General features: G+C 39.4%; 19 protein-coding genes and 1 other annotated feature. Of the genes, 10 read left to right on the top strand and 9 right to left on the bottom strand.

The window, feature by feature from the left end; translation table 11 throughout:
• Positions 1–247: 247 nt before the first annotated feature.
• Positions 248–502: a binding site (T-box leader), on the top strand.
• 93 nt (positions 503–595) lie between these two features.
• Together ilvA and H0184_RS21150 are read left to right on the top strand one after the other, a co-directional pair.
• Entirely contained in the window at positions 596–1,867 is a 1,272-nt protein-coding gene (gene ilvA / locus H0184_RS21145; RefSeq protein WP_221828156.1) for a threonine ammonia-lyase IlvA, read from the top strand.
• 351 nt (positions 1,868–2,218) lie between these two features.
• Positions 2,219–3,808 carry an amidohydrolase gene (locus H0184_RS21150; protein ID WP_221828158.1) on the top strand — a complete coding sequence of 530 codons (1,590 nt, stop codon included), beginning with the start codon at positions 2,219–2,221 and terminating at the stop codon, positions 3,806–3,808.
• A 31-nt stretch (positions 3,809–3,839) separates the two neighbouring features.
• On the opposite strand, the gene yyaC is transcribed toward H0184_RS21150, so the two are convergent.
• Together yyaC and H0184_RS21160 are read right to left on the bottom strand one after the other, a co-directional pair.
• The gene (gene yyaC, locus H0184_RS21155) at positions 3,840–4,442 is read right to left on the bottom strand and encodes a spore protease YyaC (RefSeq protein WP_221828160.1); all 603 of its coding nucleotides are present in this window, start codon (positions 4,440–4,442) and stop codon (positions 3,840–3,842) included.
• Positions 4,443–4,528: 86 nt separating this feature from the next.
• Positions 4,529–6,181 carry an FAD-binding dehydrogenase gene (locus tag H0184_RS21160; RefSeq protein WP_221828162.1) on the bottom strand — a complete coding sequence of 551 codons (1,653 nt, stop codon included), beginning with the start codon at positions 6,179–6,181 and terminating at the stop codon, positions 4,529–4,531.
• A gap of 191 nt (positions 6,182–6,372) precedes the next feature.
• Between H0184_RS21160 and H0184_RS21165 the strand changes: the two genes are divergently transcribed.
• Positions 6,373–6,834 carry a flavin reductase family protein gene (locus H0184_RS21165; protein ID WP_221828164.1) on the top strand — a complete coding sequence of 154 codons (462 nt, stop codon included), beginning with the start codon at positions 6,373–6,375 and terminating at the stop codon, positions 6,832–6,834.
• A gap of 83 nt (positions 6,835–6,917) precedes the next feature.
• Positions 6,918–7,148 (top strand): DUF3953 domain-containing protein, encoded by a 231-nt coding sequence (locus tag H0184_RS27800; protein ID WP_260631710.1) that lies wholly within the window; start codon positions 6,918–6,920, stop codon positions 7,146–7,148.
• Positions 7,149–7,173: 25 nt separating this feature from the next.
• On the opposite strand, the gene H0184_RS21175 is transcribed toward H0184_RS27800, so the two are convergent.
• Complete coding sequence (locus tag H0184_RS21175; RefSeq protein ID WP_221828166.1) at positions 7,174–7,728, bottom strand: GbsR/MarR family transcriptional regulator; 555 nt, start codon at positions 7,726–7,728, stop codon at positions 7,174–7,176.
• Positions 7,729–7,998: 270 nt separating this feature from the next.
• Here H0184_RS21175 and H0184_RS21180 point away from each other — a divergent pair, with 270 nt between their 5' ends.
• From H0184_RS21180 to H0184_RS21195, 4 genes are all read left to right on the top strand, one after another.
• A complete protein-coding gene (locus tag H0184_RS21180) occupies positions 7,999–9,285 on the top strand; it encodes a quaternary amine ABC transporter ATP-binding protein (RefSeq protein ID WP_221828168.1) in 1,287 nt (428 codons plus the stop codon).
• Complete coding sequence (locus tag H0184_RS21185) at positions 9,255–10,106, top strand: ABC transporter permease (protein ID WP_221828170.1); 852 nt, start codon at positions 9,255–9,257, stop codon at positions 10,104–10,106. The genes H0184_RS21180 and H0184_RS21185 overlap by 31 nt, the downstream gene beginning before the upstream one ends.
• A gap of 1 nt (position 10,107) precedes the next feature.
• On the top strand, positions 10,108–10,992 hold the full coding sequence (locus tag H0184_RS21190; protein ID WP_221828172.1) for a glycine betaine ABC transporter substrate-binding protein: 885 nt from the start codon (positions 10,108–10,110) through the stop codon (positions 10,990–10,992).
• Between the two features lie 199 nt (positions 10,993–11,191).
• Entirely contained in the window at positions 11,192–12,460 is a 1,269-nt protein-coding gene (locus H0184_RS21195; protein ID WP_221828174.1) for a S8 family peptidase, read from the top strand.
• Positions 12,461–12,500: 40 nt separating this feature from the next.
• Here the strand turns inward: H0184_RS21195 and H0184_RS21200 are convergent, their stop codons facing one another.
• Both H0184_RS21200 and H0184_RS21205 read right to left on the bottom strand, forming a co-directional pair.
• Positions 12,501–13,439 (bottom strand): EamA family transporter, encoded by a 939-nt coding sequence (locus H0184_RS21200; RefSeq protein WP_221828176.1) that lies wholly within the window; start codon positions 13,437–13,439, stop codon positions 12,501–12,503.
• Positions 13,440–13,569: 130 nt separating this feature from the next.
• Positions 13,570–13,974, bottom strand: coding sequence for a hypothetical protein (locus tag H0184_RS21205; RefSeq protein WP_260631712.1), 405 nt, complete (start codon positions 13,972–13,974; stop codon positions 13,570–13,572).
• 118 nt (positions 13,975–14,092) lie between these two features.
• On the opposite strand from H0184_RS21205, the gene H0184_RS21210 reads away from it, so the two are divergent.
• Positions 14,093–14,248 carry a hypothetical protein gene (locus H0184_RS21210; protein ID WP_221828178.1) on the top strand — a complete coding sequence of 52 codons (156 nt, stop codon included), beginning with the start codon at positions 14,093–14,095 and terminating at the stop codon, positions 14,246–14,248.
• Between the two features lie 268 nt (positions 14,249–14,516).
• Here H0184_RS21210 and H0184_RS21215 read toward each other — a convergent pair whose 3' ends face one another.
• Both H0184_RS21215 and H0184_RS21220 read right to left on the bottom strand, forming a co-directional pair.
• Complete coding sequence (locus H0184_RS21215; RefSeq protein WP_221828180.1) at positions 14,517–15,134, bottom strand: RraA family protein; 618 nt, start codon at positions 15,132–15,134, stop codon at positions 14,517–14,519.
• Between the two features lie 120 nt (positions 15,135–15,254).
• Positions 15,255–16,523: an S-adenosylmethionine decarboxylase related protein gene (locus H0184_RS21220; protein ID WP_221828182.1), complete on the bottom strand. Its 1,269-nt coding sequence runs from the start codon at positions 16,521–16,523 to the stop codon at positions 15,255–15,257.
• Positions 16,524–16,621: 98 nt separating this feature from the next.
• Here H0184_RS21220 and H0184_RS21225 point away from each other — a divergent pair, with 98 nt between their 5' ends.
• Entirely contained in the window at positions 16,622–17,209 is a 588-nt protein-coding gene (locus tag H0184_RS21225; protein WP_221828184.1) for a class I SAM-dependent methyltransferase, read from the top strand.
• A 36-nt stretch (positions 17,210–17,245) separates the two neighbouring features.
• On the opposite strand, the gene treR is transcribed toward H0184_RS21225, so the two are convergent.
• Positions 17,246–17,962, bottom strand: coding sequence for a trehalose operon repressor (gene treR / locus H0184_RS21230; protein ID WP_221828186.1), 717 nt, complete (start codon positions 17,960–17,962; stop codon positions 17,246–17,248).
• Positions 17,963–17,974: 12 nt separating this feature from the next.
• The gene (gene treC / locus H0184_RS21235; RefSeq protein WP_221828188.1) at positions 17,975–19,648 is read right to left on the bottom strand and encodes an alpha,alpha-phosphotrehalase; all 1,674 of its coding nucleotides are present in this window, start codon (positions 19,646–19,648) and stop codon (positions 17,975–17,977) included.
• Positions 19,649–19,676: the final 28 nt, after the last annotated feature.

Raw genomic sequence — 19,676 nt, forward strand, 5'->3', positions numbered from 1 at the left:
TAGCGTCGAGGAGGCTTCCCGAACCGCCTGCGGAAAGCGAAGCGCCTCGTGACAGGCTCAAGACCGCCTGTCACAGCGGAGATTATTCAAAGAAGCTTTCCTTAGTGGAGCACAAATCAACAGCCTAGTTTAACACAGCCATTTAGTAAGGAATATGTGAAAGCGCTTTAAAATAAACAAAATAATTAAAATAGTCAAATAATATTGACTCTGCCGCTTTACAGTGATAATCTTATAAATAATTTAAAACGAATTGATGACGAGAAGAGTAAGATTTGCTCCTTGTCCCAAAGAGAGTCGACATTTGCTGGGAGTCGATGGCGGGGCCTATCTGAAAATCATCTCTGAGATGTGTAGCTGAAAAAGAATCTGTAAGCTATACCGGAATAGTCCGCCGTTACATGGAACACGTATAATGAATTATACGTTGATCGAGAGCCGCAGCACAGGCTTTAATTTGCTGCGGAAGTAGGGTGGTATCGCGAGTTAACTCGTCCCTATACAAGGGGCGGGTTTTTTGTTGTTTAAAATAACTAAAATGAAAGCCTATGAAAAAGGCAAATTTTAAAAAGAAGAATAAGAGGAGGAAAGTGAAATGAATCAACAAGTAGACCAAAAAGAAAAAGCTGTCCAAGTAGAGGATATCATTATAGCAAGCCACACCATTAAGGATGTGATTTCGCCAACTCCCTTGCAGTATAATCACTTATTATCAGAGCGATATGGCTGTCATGTTTATTTAAAGCGAGAGGACATGCAAAGTGTACGTTCTTTTAAAATTCGCGGAGCTTATAATCGAATTAAGAAGCTGACACAAGAGGAATTACAAAACGGGATTATATGTGCCAGCGCCGGAAATCACGCACAAGGGGTTGCCTATTCCTGTAATCATTTAAAGATTAACGGGAAAGTCTTTATGCCGAGTACCACTCCCAAACAAAAGGTCAATCAAGTAAAATTTTGGGGTAAGGAACATGTGGAAATTGTTCTAGTAGGTGATACCTTTGACGATGCATATGAAAAGGCAATTGAATGCAGTTTAGTAGAAAATAGAACCTTTATCCACCCATTCGATGACCCAGACGTTATTGCGGGCCAAGGGACAGTGGCGGTTGAGCTGTTAAATGATTGTCAGGAAAAAATTGATTACCTATTTGGGGCTATTGGCGGAGGTGGCCTCCTTTCTGGAGTAGGTACATATATGAAACATTTCTCACCAGAGACCACGCTAATTGGAGTAGAACCTCAAGGGGCAGCAGGAATGAAGGAGTCTATTTTTCAAGGAGAGGTGACCTCCCTGAAAGAAATTGATCCGTTTGTAGATGGTGCTGCAGTGAAAACCGTGGGTTCGATGACTTTTGAGATCTGTAAAGAAGTGGTTGATGACATTGTAGTCGTACCAGAAGGAAAGGTCTGCACTACACTGTTATCTCTCTATAACGAAAATGCGATTGTTGTTGAACCAACTGGGGCACTTTCCATTGCGGCATTAGATCAATTTACCGAGGAAATTAGAGGGAAAACAGTCGTTTGTATTGTTAGCGGCGGGAATAATGATATCGGCCGGATGCAGGAAATTAAAGAGCGTTCAAAGCTTTATGAAGGACTGCAGCATTACTTTATCGTCCAATTCCCACAACGTCCAGGTGCTTTACGTGAATTTTTAGATGATGTTTTAGGGCCAAATGATGATATCAGCCATTTTGAATATACCAAAAAGAATAATCGTGAAACCGGTCCAGCTTTAGTCGGAATTGAGTTAAAGTCTAAGAATGATTATTTCCCATTAATGGAGAGAATTAAAGCAAAAGGGTTTGATTTTAGAGAAATCAATAAGGACAGCACATTGTTCCAAATGCTTGTATAATAATAAAGAGCCCTTATCAGGGCTCTTTTCCTATTTTGCTATATTCTTCCTTTATAAGACCGATTTCTATCTTTTACTAGTTAGGCTGGGTCATTTATGACTCATTATCATTAAAAAAGGAAAATCCAAGAATAATTGTGACTGAAACTAGGATTTGGTTAAAGGTTGGGTCACAATCCAAGTATATTTGTGACTCTAACTAGGGTGAGCTAGAAAATTGGGTAAAAATCCGAGAGTGATTGTTACCCAAACTCAAGTTAGAGGGTGAATTGGAGAACAATCCTACCACTCTATATGAAATTTCATTTATAATGTCTTTAAGATTACAATAAAGTACAAGGTGGGGGCTATGTGTCAAAGACAATATATACAAATGGGTTAATCTATACACTTGATCCCAAGGAACCTGTGGTTGAGTCGGTTGTAGTGGAGAATGGCAGAATCTTAGATTTAGGTTCACATCAAGAAATGAGCCTGCAATGGGGAAGAGCTGGAGCAAGAGTCATTGATCTGCAGAGGAAAATGGTTACTCCAGGACTGATTGACAGCCACTTACACATGTCAGGTGTTGCCTTTAATTTCTTAGACTTAGATTTAACAGGGATAACATCAAAATCTGAAATGCTCGATAAAATAAAGCAAAAAGCGGATACTGTTGCTCCAGGTAAATGGTTAATTGGTATGGGCTGGGATGAGAATCTTTTTACAGAAGGATCCATTCCTACTATTGAAGAATTAGACTATGTGGCACCTCATTGTCCTATTTACTTAAAAAGGATCTGCTATCATGCATTTTTAGTAAATAGTAAAGCACTAGAAATGAGTCAGTATCATCCTTCTATTGAAGTACCAATGGGTGGAAGTGTGGTTTTGGATCCACATACAAAAAAGCCTGCAGGACTGCTGCTGGAGTCTGCTTCCCAGTTAGTAACCAAACATATCCCAGATAAAACCTATGAAGAATTAAAAAATGGGCTGGGTGATGCGATGAAATTTGCCATCAAAAAAGGATTAACCAGCGTACATACCAATGATCCTGCATACTTAGGCGGCCTTCACCAAACCTATCGGATGTATGACGAATTGCTTAACCATGAGGGAAAAGGATTACGCTGTAATCTTTTGATTGATTATCCTTATCTGTCTGCATTAAAGGAAAATGGAATGGTTGCTGGTTTTGGAAATGAGAAACTACAAATTGGTGCGATAAAAATCTTTGCGGATGGGGCTTTTGGACGAAGAACAGCTTTGCTGTCAGAGCCATATCATGATGAACCAAGTCAATACGGAGAATCCATGCAAACGGAGGAAGTTCTTTTTAACATTATTAAAGATGCAAGAGATCAATCCATGCCGATAGCAGTACATACAATCGGCGATAAGGCGTTGGAAAATGTTCTTGATATCCTTGATCAATTTCCAAAGGTGAATTACCGTGATCGAATTATCCATACTTCATTGGTCAGAGAGGATTTAATTTCCCGTTTAGCCCATCCAAGCATCGTTGCGGATATTCAGCCAAGGTTTGTTGTGGGGGATTATCCATGGATAATCGATCGGATAGGGAAGGAGAGGGAACCCTATTTATATGCATGGAAATCCTTATTAACGAATGGGGTCATCTGTGCCGGCGGATCTGATGCTCCGGTAGAACCCGTGGATCCATTACTAGGCATTCATGCGGCCGTAACACGTAAAACTCCTGGTAAACAAGAGTGTTGGAATGAGGGGCAGAAACTCTCTATGATAGAAGCAGTGAAACTATTTACCATCGGTGGTGCATTTGCAACAAATGAAGAAGCCATTAAGGGAACGATTTCAAGAGGTAAGTTAGCGGACATGACGGTTTACTCAAAGAATTTGTTTGCAATGGAAAACCCTGACGAACTATTAGAAACCGACATTGAAATGACCATCATTGATGGGGAAATTCAAGCATAAAGAAAGTAAAGAGCATCGATTATGATGCTCTTTAACTAGTTAGTAGAATTTGTTGATCAGAGGGATATTTGAAATATTGCCTGATCGTAAGTGAGATTCCTTTTGCTATGGAAGTTGCCATTGTATAGATTAGATTCAGGTCAGTACATAATAGAGAATTTTTCAAGTCAGGATCATTCTCGAGGACAACTCCAGTTATACTGCAATCACCAATGGGCGGAAGCTTATTTCCCAGGCCTATGCCAGGAACCATCGGTCCATCCTTAAGCACAATGGAGTTCACTACTTCTTTATTACCTAAAACACTATCCACCGCGATAATAAAACTATTCTTTCGAAACGTGAAAGTAGATAATTCAGGCGAGAGAGTCGCAGCATCCAAGGGTGACTGCAGATTTCCCAGGACAGTTAAGCGTTCAGGAAAGCTATTCTTTAGCAGGGATCCCACAAAAGGACCAAGACTATCGCCGTTAATTCGACTAGAGCCAATTCCAATCACATAAATATGCTCTGTTTCCTGAGGTAATAGGGAAAAAAGTCCTTGCCGGATGAAAAGAGGTGCTAATTTATTTTTATAAGGAATCACTACATTCGGTTTAGAGCATAAACCGATACAACTAGAACTGCTATCCATGTTTTGAACACCTCACCCTCGTTTATACCTACAAAATTCTTCATTCCTATAAAATAATCCTTCTATTATTATCTAAAAAAACAATTCTATAATTCTTTTACAAGTGCACGGCCAGTCTGTCTTCCGGTAAATAGGCAGCCGCCGAGAAAAGTTCCTTCAAGAGCGCGATATCCGTGCACACCACCGCCTCCAAATCCACAAACCTCTCCAGCTGCATATAGACCTGGAACAGGGCTGCCGGCAGTGTCTAATACGCGGCCAGATAAATCCGTCTGCAGCCCGCCAAGTGTTTTTCGACTAACAATATTTAAGCGAACGGCAATCAAAGGTCCATTCTTAGGATCAAGTATTTTATGAGGGGAGGCAACACGAATTAGCTTGTCACCAAGATAGTTGCGAGCCCCACGAATGGCCGTGATTTGCAGATCCTTTGTAAATTTATTATCCATCTCGCGATCTCTAGCAGCAATTTGCCGTTCCAGATCCTCAAGATTAATAAGCTTTACTCCCGTAAGCTTATTCATACCCTCGACAAGCTTGGTCAAATTGTCTGCAATGACAAAGTCTTCACCTTTATCCATAAAGGCTTTTACTGGAGCAGTCGGTCCTGGGAGAATACGGGATAAGACTTTTTTAATACTTTTCCCCGTTAAGTCAGGGTTTTGCTCAGAGCCTGAAAGGGCAAACTCTTTCTCTATTATTTTTTCAGTTAAGATAAACCAAGAATAATCATAGCCTGTATTCTGGATTGCCTCCAGAGTACCTAATGTATCAAACCCTGGGAAATTAGGAGCTTGAAAACGTTTTCCTTTTGCATCAAGCCAAATAGAAGAGGGACCTGGAAGTATGCGGATACCGTGATTACTCCACACCGGATCATAGTTTTTTATTCCTTCCGTATAATGCCACATTCTATCACGGTTCACGATTCGACCGCCTGCATTTTCAGTAATTTCTAACATTCTTCCATCAACATGGTCAGGAACACCAGAAATCATTTTTTTCGGTGCCTGCCCTAGACGTGCTGGCCAATTTTTCCTTATTAATTCATGATTACCGCCGATTCCACCACTTGTTACAATAACCGCCTGTGCACTAAACTCAAAGTCTCCAATTATTTCACGGGAACTTTTCTCCCCGCGGGCAGCAGAACTAGCGACGAGGATAGAACCACTGACACCAACGACAGCGCCATTTTCGGTGAGGAAGGAATTAACCCGATGACGCGGATGATAATCCACTAAACCAGAAGCCATGGCTTTGCGAACTCTTTTTTCAAACGGCTGGACAATTCCTGGACCAGTCCCCCATACAATATGAAACCGCGGGACAGAATTCCCATGCCCTTCAGCCAGATAACCTCCACGCTCAGCCCAACCGACAACAGGGAAGAAGCGAACGCCCATATTATACAACCACTCACGTTTTTCACCCGCAGCGAAGTCGACATATGCCTCTGCCCATTTTTTACCCCATAAATCTTCATCTTCTTCTCTATCAAATCCTGCAGCTCCTAACCAGTCTTGCCATGCGAGCTCACGCGAATCATTTATTCCCATTCTGCGTTGTTCAGGAGAATCAACAAGAAACAAGCCGCCAAAGGACCACCAAGCCTGTCCACCAAGTGAAGCCTCTGGTTCTTGGTCGAGTAGAAGTACTTTCTTACCTGCATCTGCCAGCTCAGCTGTTGCGACTAAACCAGCGAGACCAGCACCAACAACGATTACATCGAACTTCATTATTTTTCCTCCAGAAAGTAATATACTCCGATACTATTTTAAATTTTCAAAAAAGTCAATCAGCAATTAAAATCATAATATTAGACACTTGATACTAAAGATAATAAAATTATGGAAGAGTGCTTTTCTTTAGGTAAACGAACACATAATGATCAATCAGAGAAGGACAAAAAAGAATAGGGGTGTTGGGAATGGATGATCGTTTTTTTCGAAATGCAATGGGGAAATTTGCAACGGGCATTACCGTTGTTTCAACCGAGGTCAATGGGGAAGCACATGGAATGACAGCGAATGCTTTCGTATCTGTCTCGTTAAGTCCTAAACTTATACTTGTATCTATTGATAAAAGAGCAAGAATGCTTCCACTTATCCAACAATCAAAAAAATTCGGTGTTAGCTTCTTATCCGCCGAACAACAAACAGAATCGATGCGTTTTGCCGGACAAATAAAAGAGGAAACTCCATATAGCTTTGAACAATTTGGAGATTTACCCGTTATTCAAGGAGCGCTTGCAAACATGACATGTAATCTTTATAACGAGGTTGAGGCTGGCGACCACATTTTATTTATCGGTGAGGTTACAGACCTTATGGTAAATGAAGGAGAACCGTTGTTATATTTCGGCGGCCAATATCGTAAATTATCAGAATAGATACAAGGGAAAAGCTGTCAAATGGCAGCTTTTTATTGTTCTTCTAGTTTAGTATTGTACAATAGAAACAGGAGGGATCAACCTTGTTTAAGAAACTAAGAATTGGATTAGGAATTGTAGTTTTATTATTAGCTGGATTCGGGTTAATCACAAAGAATTTCACTGCACAACCCATTATGATGTTGAGTTTGAGCGCCTTTATATTAGTTGGCGGTTTAGATGAACTTAAAAACGGAAGAAAACGTCGTGGATTTATAAGCATTATTCTATCAATATTTGTTTTAGCCGTCTTAGTACAAACTTTCTTATCATAATAGAAGACAAAAAAACGGAGAAATCTTATGATTTCTCCGTTTTTTTGTTCTCCCCTTTAGGGATGAATTCAAAAATCTCCTTGGATTCAAAGCTATCTACCAATCGGTTGAGCCAGTCGTAATATTCAATTGCGGATGTTAGCTTTTCGATATCTATCTTTGCTTGTTCTTTTATATGAGGTTCTACTTGTTCATTATTTAAAAGGGGTTGGATTTCAGATAGGGATTTTTGCATAGCGGAAATATTCAGTGATATTCCTGCTCGCCACTTTATAGTGAAAAAATCAATAAAGGTTTGATACCAATCTGCTTCTGCTAGGTAAAGATCTTTCCTTACCCCTTTTTTCCAAACCTTTCCCACCATCTTTAACTCCAATAAACTACGTACCGATGTACTCATGCTCGTCTTACTCATCCCGAGTTCTTCCTTCATTTCATCTAGTGTTAATGGTCCCTCTTGAAAATATAAAGCCCCATATAATCGGCCAATGGATTCCGTAACTCCATATAAATTCATATTTTTAGAAATCGCATCTATTACTCGTTCACGAGCAATTTCCAGCTCTTTTTCTCCGTTCATCCTGTTCATCACACCTATTCTTTACGTGTCCTTTTATTAGACTACCATGTTTCAATAAAATGTAAAGAACTCACATAAGCAGGATATGGAAGCATTTTTAAGGAATCCTAAGGATATTGTGTAATCTGTACGTACAGTTTTTTCTGTACGTACTTTATGACCAAATATGACCAATTAACAACTTTGCTTGTAACATGAAATTGGTACTACAATAGTAGGGTAAGATTTTAACAATCGGTGACAGACAGCATAGGTAGATAGGGGGCACATATGACTAGTAATCCAATAAAAATTAAGGTTCAAAATGTTACAAAAGTATTCGGAAAGTCCAAAAAGGCGATTCAACTGTTAAATGAAGGTGAAACAAAGAATGCTATTTTAAAGAAAACCGGAGCAACAGTTGGTGTAAGTAAAGCTAGCTTTGAAGTAAAAGCCGGTGAGATTTTTGTCATTATGGGCTTGTCCGGAAGCGGAAAGTCAACGCTTGTTCGGATGATTAATCGACTTATTGATCCATCCATTGGGGAAGTGTTCATTGATGGTGAGGATATTGTAAAAATGAATAAAGAACAGTTAAGAGAGGTTCGCCGTAAGAAAATTAGTATGGTATTTCAAAAGTTTGCCCTTCTTCCTCATCGAACCATTCTCGAGAACGTAGAGTATGGCTTGGAGGTGCAGGGTATACAGAAAGAAACCCGTTCACAACAAGCAATGGACGCATTAAAGCTGGTTGGCCTTGAAGGGTACGAACATCAATATCCTAAACAATTAAGCGGCGGGATGCAGCAAAGAGTTGGTTTAGCAAGGGCGTTAGCAAATGACTCTGATATTTTACTAATGGACGAGGCATTTAGTGCGTTAGATCCGTTGATCCGAAAAGATATGCAGGATGAACTTCTTGACCTTCAATCATCGATGAAAAAAACGATTGTGTTCATCACGCATGACTTAGATGAGGCACTAAGAATTGGAGACCGCATTGCTTTAATGAAAGACGGGGTAATTGTCCAAATTGGGACGCCTGAAGAAATACTTATGAACCCTTCAAACGACTATGTTGAGAGATTCGTAGAAGATGTCGACTTATCTAAAGTCTTGACTGCCGGTCATGTCATGAAACGAGCGGAAACGGTTTCGATTGAAAAAGGTCCGAGGGTTGCGCTTCAAATCATGAAAGACCTAGGAATTTCGAGTATTTATGTCGTTGATAAGAAGAAAACTTTACTTGGTGCCATAACTGCCGCGGAGGCAAATCAGGCAATCGAGAACCGCCAAGGTTTAACGGATATTTTAAAAGAGGAGGTAACGACGGTTTCACCGGATACGTTACTTACTGATTTATTCGATAAAGTCTCAACAGCCTCCATACCCGTTGCCGTCGTTGATGAAACCAACAGACTAAAAGGAATTCTAGTCAGGGGAGCGGTCATTGGTGCATTAGCAGGAAACAACCAGGATATCAACCAGATACATACCGCAAAGTCTGAGGCAGCGGCAGGTCAATTAGGCAAGGAGGTGAAAATTACATGGAACAATGGCTCCCGAAACTCCCAATAGCACTTTGGGTAGATGATTTTGTTAATTGGCTGACGACAAACTTGGAAGTAGCTTTTGATGGGGTCACCATCATTTTAGAGTCGGTAGTAGAAGGGATGGTGGCTGGATTTGGTTTTATACCATCCTATATATTTATCATTCTATTAACGCTCATTGCATGGAAGGTTTCGAATAAAGGTATTGGTCTATTTACATTAATTGGTTTATTTCTAGTAGATAACCTTGGTTACTGGGAGCCCATGCTTGAGACACTTGCACTTGTGTTAACCGCTGTATTTATCTCCATCTTATTAGGGATTCCTATGGGGATATGGGCTTCACAAAAACAAATGGTCAAGAATGTAGTGGTACCTGTTCTTGACTTTATGCAAACCATGCCGGCTTTTGTCTACTTAATTCCTGCTATTTTCTTTTTTAATATCGGTGTTGTTCCAGGTGTCGTGGCATCCGTCATTTTTGCCATGCCGCCGACCATTCGTTTAACGATCTTAGGTATTCAACAAGTACCAGCAGATATTATTGAAGCAACAGAAGCATTTGGCTCCACAACCAGCCAAAGATTATTAAAAGTACAGCTGCCGCTAGCGATGCCCACGATTATGGCGGGAATCAATCAAAGTATTATGCTCGCCTTATCAATGGTGGTTATCGCTTCAATGGTTGGTGCACCAGGTCTAGGTGCAGATGTATACCGCGCCGTCACACAAATTCAAATCGGCAGAGGGTTTGAGGCAGGGTTATCAATCGTTGTGATTGCGATTATTCTCGACCGAATCACTCAAAATATTGGAAAAAGTAAAAAACAAGGGGGAACTTTTTAAAATGAATAAAAAATGGATGGTAACATTATCGGCAGCATTATTAACAGTAGGCCTTGCAGCTTGCGGCTCAGACAAAACGAGTAACGAGTCAGGTTCAGTAGGAGAAAAGGTAGATTACGAGATTATTGGAATTGATCCAGGTGCCGGTCTTATGAAGGCTTCTGCCAAAGTTGTTGAGGAGTATGCCTTAGAGGATTGGACTCTTGTCGAAGGCTCCAGTGCTGCTATGACTGCAGCATTAAAAAAGGCGTATGAAAAAGAGGAACCTATTATTGTTACTGGCTGGACACCGCATTGGAAATTTGCTTCATTCGATTTAAAATACTTAGAGGATCCAAAAGGTGTTTTTGGTGAAGATGAAAATATTCATAGTATCGCAAGAAATGGCTTAAAGGACGATCTTCCAGGTGCCTATCAAGTCTTGGATAAGTTTAATTGGACCCCTGATGATATGAATGTAGTTATGAATGATATTGTTAACGGAGAAGATCCTGAAGCTGCAGCGGCTAAATGGGTAGAGGAAAATGCTGATAAAGTTACTGAATGGACTGATGGAGTAGAGAAGGGTGCTGGAGAAAAAATCAAGCTTGGGTATGTTGCCTGGGATAGTGAAATTGCCAGTACAAATGTGATTGGTAAAGTGCTGACAGATTTAGGCTATGACGTAACACTTACTCAAGTAGAAGCAGGACCAATGTGGACTGGTGTTGCAGATGGAAGTTTAGACGCTCACGTGGCTGGCTGGCTGCCATCCACACATGCAGATTACTATGATAAGTATGAGGGTGAATTTGAGGATTTGGGAGAAAACCTAAAAGGTACCAAGCTAGGATTAGTAGTTCCTGCGTATATGGATATCGATTCAATTGAGGACTTAAAGGAATAGACTATTAAATGGGAGAGACCTTCATAAATTGGAGGTCTTTTTTGTATCAAAAGGGACTAAAGTACAAAGCAATTACCCCAAATTATTTCCCAACTATCCATAGCAAACAATATATTGATTAATTAGAAATTTCTAAATAAACTCAATATTACAGCCGTAGAAAAGCTGTACATAAAAAAAGTAGAAGAGGGGAAATAAGATGCGAAAGAAAAGAAAGATTGCCTCAGCATTACTAGCGTTAACAATGGGAGCTTCACTGTTTGCCTCAGCGGCATATGGTGAGGTATCAGATTCGAAGGAAACATACCGAGTTATCATTAAAGGACCAAATGCAGAAAAGGCAAAAGCAAAAGAAAATACAGGGGTTCGTTGGGATTTTGGTGCTGAAGGCTATTCCGCAACGGTGAATGCGAAGCAATATCAAGCATTACTAAAAAATAAGAATTTAACAATTGAAAATGTACCAGAGGTTCAACTGGACAGAATTGAAAACGCTTCAAAAGAAAAAATTGGTACAACCGCTATTACATCCCTGCCTAGTGACCGGACACCCTGGGGTATGCAAGCCATTTACAATGATCCCAATATTACAAGTACTTCAGGCGGAGCGGGAATTAAGATTGCAGTTCTAGATACTGGGGTTTATATTAATCATTATGATTTAGCAGGAAGCGGTGAACAATGTAAAGACTTTACACAATCCTCATCGGCACTAGTAAATGGAACCTGTACAGATCGAAACGGACATGGAACACATGTAGCAGGCTCTGCTCTTGCACACGGAGCATCTGATGGATTAGGGATTTACGGTGTTGCACCGCAGGCTAAGTTATGGGCATATAAGGTATTAACAGACAGTGGTTCAGGATACTCAGATGATATTGCTGGAGCGATTCGTCATGCTGCCGATGAAGCCGTTAGAACAGGCTCTAAAGTTATTATTTCTATGTCTTTAGGTTCTGCAGGTAAAGACTCCATGATTGCTAGTGCAGTAGATTATGCTTATAGCAAGGGAACGCTTGTCGTTGCCGCTGCAGGTAACGATGGATATAGTGCGAATACCATTGGATATCCAGGGGCACTGAAGAATGCCGTAGCCGTGGCAGCTTTAGAAAATGTCCAACAGAATGGTACTTACCGTGTAGCTAATTTTTCATCTCGCGGAAATCCATCAACTGATGCTGACTTTGTCATTCACGAAAGAGATATAGAAATTTCAGCTCCAGGTAAAGACATCCAATCCACATGGTACGATGGAAACTATAACACAATCAGCGGAACTTCAATGGCAACGCCTCACGTATCAGGATTAGCAGCAAAAATATGGTCATCTAATTTATCATGGACACATGCACAGCTTCGTTCGGAGTTACAAAGAAGAGCAAAATTATATGATATTAAGGGTGGATACGGATCAGCAACTGGAGACGACTATGCTTCAGGATTTGGTTTTGCAAGAGTAAGATAATCATAGAGAAAAGGCCATCTGTCTTTTAGATGGCCTTTCGTCATTCCCGTTTTACTGCGGATAATATAAATATAGTTGCAATAATAGAAAGGGCACCCATCCATTCTACTGCACTAAATGGAACATGAAGCCAAGCCACCGATAAGAATGCCGCTGATAACGGTTCTGCACATGCTAATAAGCTTGCTTCTGAAGCCTTTATGTATTTCATACTTTCCATATAGAACAAAAAGGCCAGTAAGGTTCCAAAGATCACCACAAAAACGACTGCCGTAAAAGAGGGTAGTGACCAATTACCTTCGAACTTCCAGGGAGGATGGATAAAGCTGAAGCCTATTCCTCCAATCAACATACCCCAGCCTACCGTTAATATGGTTCCCCATTTTGATAGTATTCTACTTGGGTACAGCGTATAAAATGCCAGCGCAAAGGCAGATAAGATTCCCCATGCAAAGGCAGGTCCAGATATCGCTAGATTTTGAATATTACCTTTTGTAACCAGCAGAAAGGTACCGCACAGCGCAAATATGATTGCAATTACCTCATGTTTAACGGGCAGGGACCTTGCTCGAATGCATAAATAGAGGGCAATAAGCACTGGAGCTAAGTATTGTAAAACAGTGGCTGTTGCGGCATTCCCGTGTTCTATGGCTGCAAAATACGTATATTGGACACCCAGCATACCAACAATGCCGAATAACACGAGTTGTAAAAGATCGTTTTTATTTTTCCAAACTATCCATATATTTTGTTTCCCAACTATTCGGGAAAAAAATAGTAAACCCACTCCAGCAATAAGAAGGCGCGTAACCACAAGCCAGTTTGTACTGAAGCCTTGTTGATGAAATAAATATTGAGCAACAGTACCCGAAACACCCCAAAAAATGGCTGCCATCAGAACTAAAATAATTCCCTTTGTCCGTGGATAAGACAAAACTATACTACGTGTACTCAAAAATATCCCTCCCAAACCAACCATTCTATAAATTTAGCAGAAATAGTATAAGTTTAAAAGAGGGAGTAGGTGTATTTTACATAATTTCGTTCGTTATATATTAAAGGTAGAAAAAGCCATTAGACATATAAAAAACGGCAAATGACTCATTCGCTTACCTTGGAGCTAAGGTTTTTACCGATATGGCAGGGGAGTAGGATGTGACAATACATCCCTCTAAATTCTTTTCATCTATTAATCCTAGTTGAAGAGCTGATTTTATTTTGGATTCATCAGGTTTTTTTACAACTTGAAGGAGGTCGTTCATTTGCAGCTCCTCTAACCTTTTAACCGTTTCATCTTCCTTATATTTTTCAATTTTTCTCACTTGGCGCTGTAATTTGTAACCTTTTATCGTAATTTCAGCCTTATTATTTGGACCGACTAGCTTATTGAAATACTCATGGAAGGTGTCCTTTAATTCGTTCATTTCCAACTCAATTTCCTTTTTCTTCTTATTCAACTCATAATATTTAACCAACATCTCATCTGTTATGAAGGAATCATTCTGTTTACCCAAGATCCTCTCCTCCTCATCGAACGTGTATTCTATTTTATTAGCTTTGAACTTAAATTAGTCCATATTTCCTTCTACATTATTTTTATTATTGAACAAAATAGAAAAGAGGTGTGGGAGCTTGAAGAAGATTTTAAGTATTATATTCTTTTTGTTGCTGCTAGGAGTATTAGCTGCTTGTAGTAATGATGACGAAAAGACTGTTAGTGAGGATCCTGCAGCCGAAGAAACAGCAGATAGTGATAATTCAAATGGGGATGAAGGTACCAAGCAGTAGTAGACTATTTATGGGATCAACAATAATTAGAGTACTAAGAAAGGTATTGGTTCATAACAGACCAATACCTTTTTCCATTGACTAATGAAGTTAAAATTGTTAAGAATAAAAGGTAAAAACCTTTTAGGACGGGATCCCTGTATGCACATTATTTTTGAATTAATTCTTAGTTTTTTTGTGGAAGTACTATTTCATGGAGTCATTCGCTGGGCAGGGAGGTTCTTCCTTTGGATTGGTAAACTTTTCAGGATTATGAGAAAGTAATTTCTTACTTAGATAGTAATTGAGATAGATGTTTTCGTATTGCTTCAGGATTTCCGGAAATACTTTTTTCTCTCGCTTCATCTTTTTTTATTTTCGCTAGGGAATTAGCCAAAATCTCTTGTTCCCTCGCTTGAGGAATTACGACTACCCCGTCTGCATCACCAACAATGATATCCCCAGGGTTTACAGGAGCACCTCCGCATGAAATAGGTACATTCACTTCACCAACACCTGCTTTACCGCTGGCTGCCACTGTTGTTCCCCTTGAAAAAACAGGGTAATTTAGTGCCTTAACTCCTGCGATATCTCGAATAACACCATCGACTACTAATCCACCGATTCCCAATGTTTGTGCCATACCTACAACAAAATCCCCAGCAATTGCTCTGTATTGGTCTCCTTTTGCGTCTACTACTAAAATATCACTCGGTTTTGCCTCAGAAATCGCTTTTAGAACAGAAAGATTTTCACCAACGGGAATTTTTACAGTAAATGCTCTACCTGCAAGTTTGTACTCATCCTTTAGTGGTTTAATAGCTGGGTGCAAATTATTTAAACCATCCACGGCGTCTGAAATGCAGGTAGTTGGAATACTAAGAAACTCCTTAATAATATTTTCCATATACTATCTCCTCCAGTCATACATTATCTGTACTTATTATACATGGAAACACGAAGGAAAATATTCTCAATTTGGTCGAAATAAAAGGAATAGCTTGGAGAGTGGCTTTCCAAGCTAATTTTAATCATGAAATTCTCTCATTCGTTTTAAAAGCATTCCATCGCTTTTGTTATTTTCACCAATTACAAAATCCGTCATATAGCCGGTTAAATATTGACCATAATGATTGTTCGTTTTTTGTAATAGCTCGTCCACGTAGAAAACCCCTTTTGGAATTTGATCGAGCAGCAGGACGGATAGGGAGGCATAGATACCGCAAGCAACCTGGAAGTAGGTTGCATTTGTATTATATTGAGCAAAGATTCTTTCATTCTCCAAAACATTATACATGTAACGTTCCTTATCTTGATAGACCAGCAAAACACCAACAAGATCTTCACCAGTAAGCGGTGCCTCTAGAGGGTCCAGAACCTTCATTTCAAAGTCCCACAAATCATCACTGTTGTCTAAATGATTGCGAATTATTTTGGTGGTATGGTCATTCACCTTATATAAAAAACCACTCTCCATATCGTACATTTTTCCCAACGTATAAACTTCTTCATGTGGCATTAAACATCCGTAAAACTGTTTGTTCCCTAATGTCACTTTAAATTCGATGTTATAGACATCTTCATATAGAAATAGAGGGGTATGATTCTTCATGAACATCGGATAGCATAAAATGGCTTCATCCAGGAAGCATTCCGGAGACCAAGTTGTATATATTACGTCTTTTTTTGCCTGTGACTTATCCTTAAAAAAAGAGGTATCGTGCTCAACGATATAGCAGCCCAATGGTTTTTCATTACTATCTTGATTCATAAGTTCAAACGCCATCCATTGTACCACCCCTGGATTCATTCCAGAGCAAACAATGGCTGTAGTATTTTTGAACGTATCTTTATACTTTTCAAAATAGCGAATTCGTTCAATGAGTGGAAAACCCGCAAATTGATCTTCATTATCATCGATATAGGTGTTTTCCAAAGCAGAATTTACATATTTGATTCCCAGTTGATCACAGCATTGCAGCATTTCAACAGTATCGGCCCAAGAGACATCTATAACAATATCTGTTTTGGTACTGGATAAATGGTCTAACAACTGGACCTTATCCTTTAGGTCAAATTGATGATAGGCCATTTGTGCTGTTAAATTCGGAAAAAGATTTTGATAATACAAAGGTTCCTTTTGTTTAATGTCGATTATGTGTATGGAACTCTGCGATATGATAGTATGAATAGGGTCTTTAGTATTCAAAACAGATTGATTAAAAATTGAAAGTACGGATTTCGCCACCCCGCCAGCACTTCCAAAAATGGATATGACTGTTTGGTGATCTTTCATTTCAACACCTCGTCCACCTTTTTTATTACAATATGTTTAAAAGGCGGAAATGGATTGGATTATTATCCGAGTATTATACAATTTGGAGTTGAACAAAAATGAGCAGTACATTTGCAAAATGGTATGATTTTTTTATGATTCCCTTGGAACAGAATAAATTTAAGAGGATTCGCAGAGAGTTACTAAAGGGAGCGAGTGGGAGGGTGCTTGAACTTGGATCAGGGACGGGGATTAATTTTCCATTGTATAGCAATGTTGATACTGTTACCGCCATCGAACCAAGTCAGCCTATGATTGACCGATCGTTAACCAAACAGAAATCGGCTGTGGTACCAATAGAAATTGTTCATGCGAGTGCGGAAAATCTGCCTTTTGGAGATCATACATTTGATACCGTAGTGGCTACGTTGGTGTTCTGCACAATCCCAAATGTTGACAAGGCGATTCAGGAGCTTAAAAGAGTGTGCAAACCAGATGGGAAAATCCTGCTGTTTGAACACGTAAAGATGGAAAACAATTTTCTTAGTAAACTACAGGAAAGTTTAACACCATTTTGGAAAAAAATCTGTGATGGCTGCTGCTTAAATCGTGAAACGTTAAAGGCATTTACCAATCAGGGGTTAAAGATAGAGAGGGTAGAGCATTTTTATAAAGATCTCTTTGTTGTGGCTGTATTGAAAAAATAATAAAAGAGAAAAAACCTCAAATTACTTTGAGGTTTTTTACTGTGATCGCCGTGCAAAATCAACAAAACGAAATTTGTCTGGTCGATGCCTTGATTCTGTATATTGAAAAAGGGAAGCGTCCTCTAGATAAACATAGTTTTTGATCACAACAATATTGTAAAAACCATCCAAGTCTAAAAATGAACGATCTTCGGCCGTTGGTTCCTCCACGACAATTTCCTTTTTTGCAAAACTAATCTTCAAGTTTAATTCATTCTCCAAATAAGCATATATGGAGTCTTCACAAATTTCTTCTGTGATAGATGGAACAAATTTTGCTGCAAGATAATCCTTATCAAGAATGATTCTCTGACTGCCAATTTCACGGGTACGAACGATTTTCCATACTTGCTCCTTGCCTGAAAGCTGCAGCTGTTGCTTAATATAAGCATCAGGCTTAAGAATGAGTGATAGCTCATTTACAATCGTCCGGGGTTTTTTCTCCATTTTGTCAGCAAGTTCTTTAAAGCTCACCAATCCTGATACTGGAAAATCAAACTTATTGATGTCGATGACAATTGACCCTTTGCCCCTGACTTTTTGAATATAACCATTTTGAGCAAGCAGGTTTAATGCTTTTCTTATTGTTTCTCTAGATGTATCGTACTCTTCCTTCAATTCATTTTCAGAGGGGAGAAGGGAGTTCGGCGGTATTTTCCCGCTTTTTATCTCATCCACAATATTATTAAAGATCATTTGATACTTGTTTGTCATAAAAATCTCCCATTATTTTTTCAGATGATAAACAATGGACTCATATGGTCTTAAAGGTATTTCTTTGGCGAGTGGTGCTGAGTCCTCATAATTTGAGAGTAACACACCCTTTGACATGCCATCAAATTCAAACTTCTCTGGAAGAGTATAGGTCGTGGCTTTTCCATAAAAATTATTAATAACCAACAGCATTTCATTTTCGGTTTTGCGTACAAAAGCGAAAATAGCTTCATGGTCTTTGGAAATCAATTCATAATCCCCGTTCGTAATCACATCATATTCTTTCCGCAGCTGGATGAGTTCTTGATAATGATAGAACACTGAGTTCGCATCCTTCATCGCGATTTCTGCGTTAATTTCCTGATAGTTAGCAGCTGTATGAATCCATGGAGTACCTGTTGTAAATCCAGCGTGTTTGCTAGAATTCCATTGGACTGGAGTTCGGGAATTATCACGAGATTTTTGTTTTAAAATCTCAATAATCTCTTGTTCTGACATTCCTTCCTTTTTCAGAATTTCAAACATATTTAAGGACTCGACATCACGGTAATCTTCAATCTTGTCAAACTTCGGATTGGTCATTCCGAACTCTTCTCCTTGATAAACATAAGGAGTTCCTTGCATCATATGGATCGTTGTTGCAAGCATTTTTGCTGATTCTTTATGGAACTTTTGATCATCACCAAACCTTGAGACCACACGAGGCTGATCATGGTTGCACCAAAAGAGGGCATTCCAGCCGCCGCCTTTATTCATTTCTACCTGCCAATCTGACAGAATGTTTTTTAATGCTTGGAAATCAAAATCCGCCTTCGTCCACTTATTTCCATTTGGATAATCCACTTTTAAATGATGGAAGCTGAACGTCATATTGAGTTCTTCCTCACGCGGGTTGGTATAGCGAATGCAATTATCAATAGAAGTAGAAGACATTTCCCCAACCGTCATGATGTCATATTTTGAAAAAACCTCTTGGTTCATTTCATGGAGGTACTCATGTATTTTTGGTCCATCTGTATAGAATTTACGTCCATCACTGTCATCTTCAGGAAACTGTTGATCTTTTGAGATTAAATTGATGACATCAAGTCTGAAACCATCTACACCTTTTTTCAGCCAAAAGTGCATCATTTCATATAACGCTTGACGTACCTTTGGATTTTCCCAGTTTAAATCTGCCTGGGTAACATCAAATAAATGGAGGTAGTATTGACCTGTTGTTTCATCCCATTGCCAAGCTGAGCCGCCAAATTTGGATTCCCAGTTGGTAGGAGGGAGGCCGTCTTTCCCATCTTTCCATATATAAAAATCGCGGTATGGATTGTCTTTTGAGGATTGCGCTTGCTTAAACCACTCATGTTCAGTGGAGGTATGGTTGATGACAATATCCATAATGATTTTGATTCCGCGCTGATGTGCTTCAAAAAGAAGCTGGTCGAAGTCTTCCATCGTACCATATTCTTCTTGAATGTTGTAATAGTCGCTAATATCATAACCATTATCTCTTTGAGGGGATTTATAAATCGGAGTGAGCCACAGAACATCGACACCAAGCTCTTTTAAATAGTCGAGCTTCTCAATAATTCCTTGGATATCACCGGTCCCATTACCGGTCGTATCATTAAAACTTTTTGGGTAAATTTGATATACTACTGCTTTTTTCCACCATGATGTTGACGTTGACATGAAAAAACACCTGCCTATATTTATTGAG

The sequence above is a fragment of the Neobacillus niacini genome (assembly GCF_019749295.1).
GTDB classification, from domain to species: Bacteria; Bacillota; Bacilli; order Bacillales; family Cytobacillaceae; genus Neobacillus; species Neobacillus niacini_D.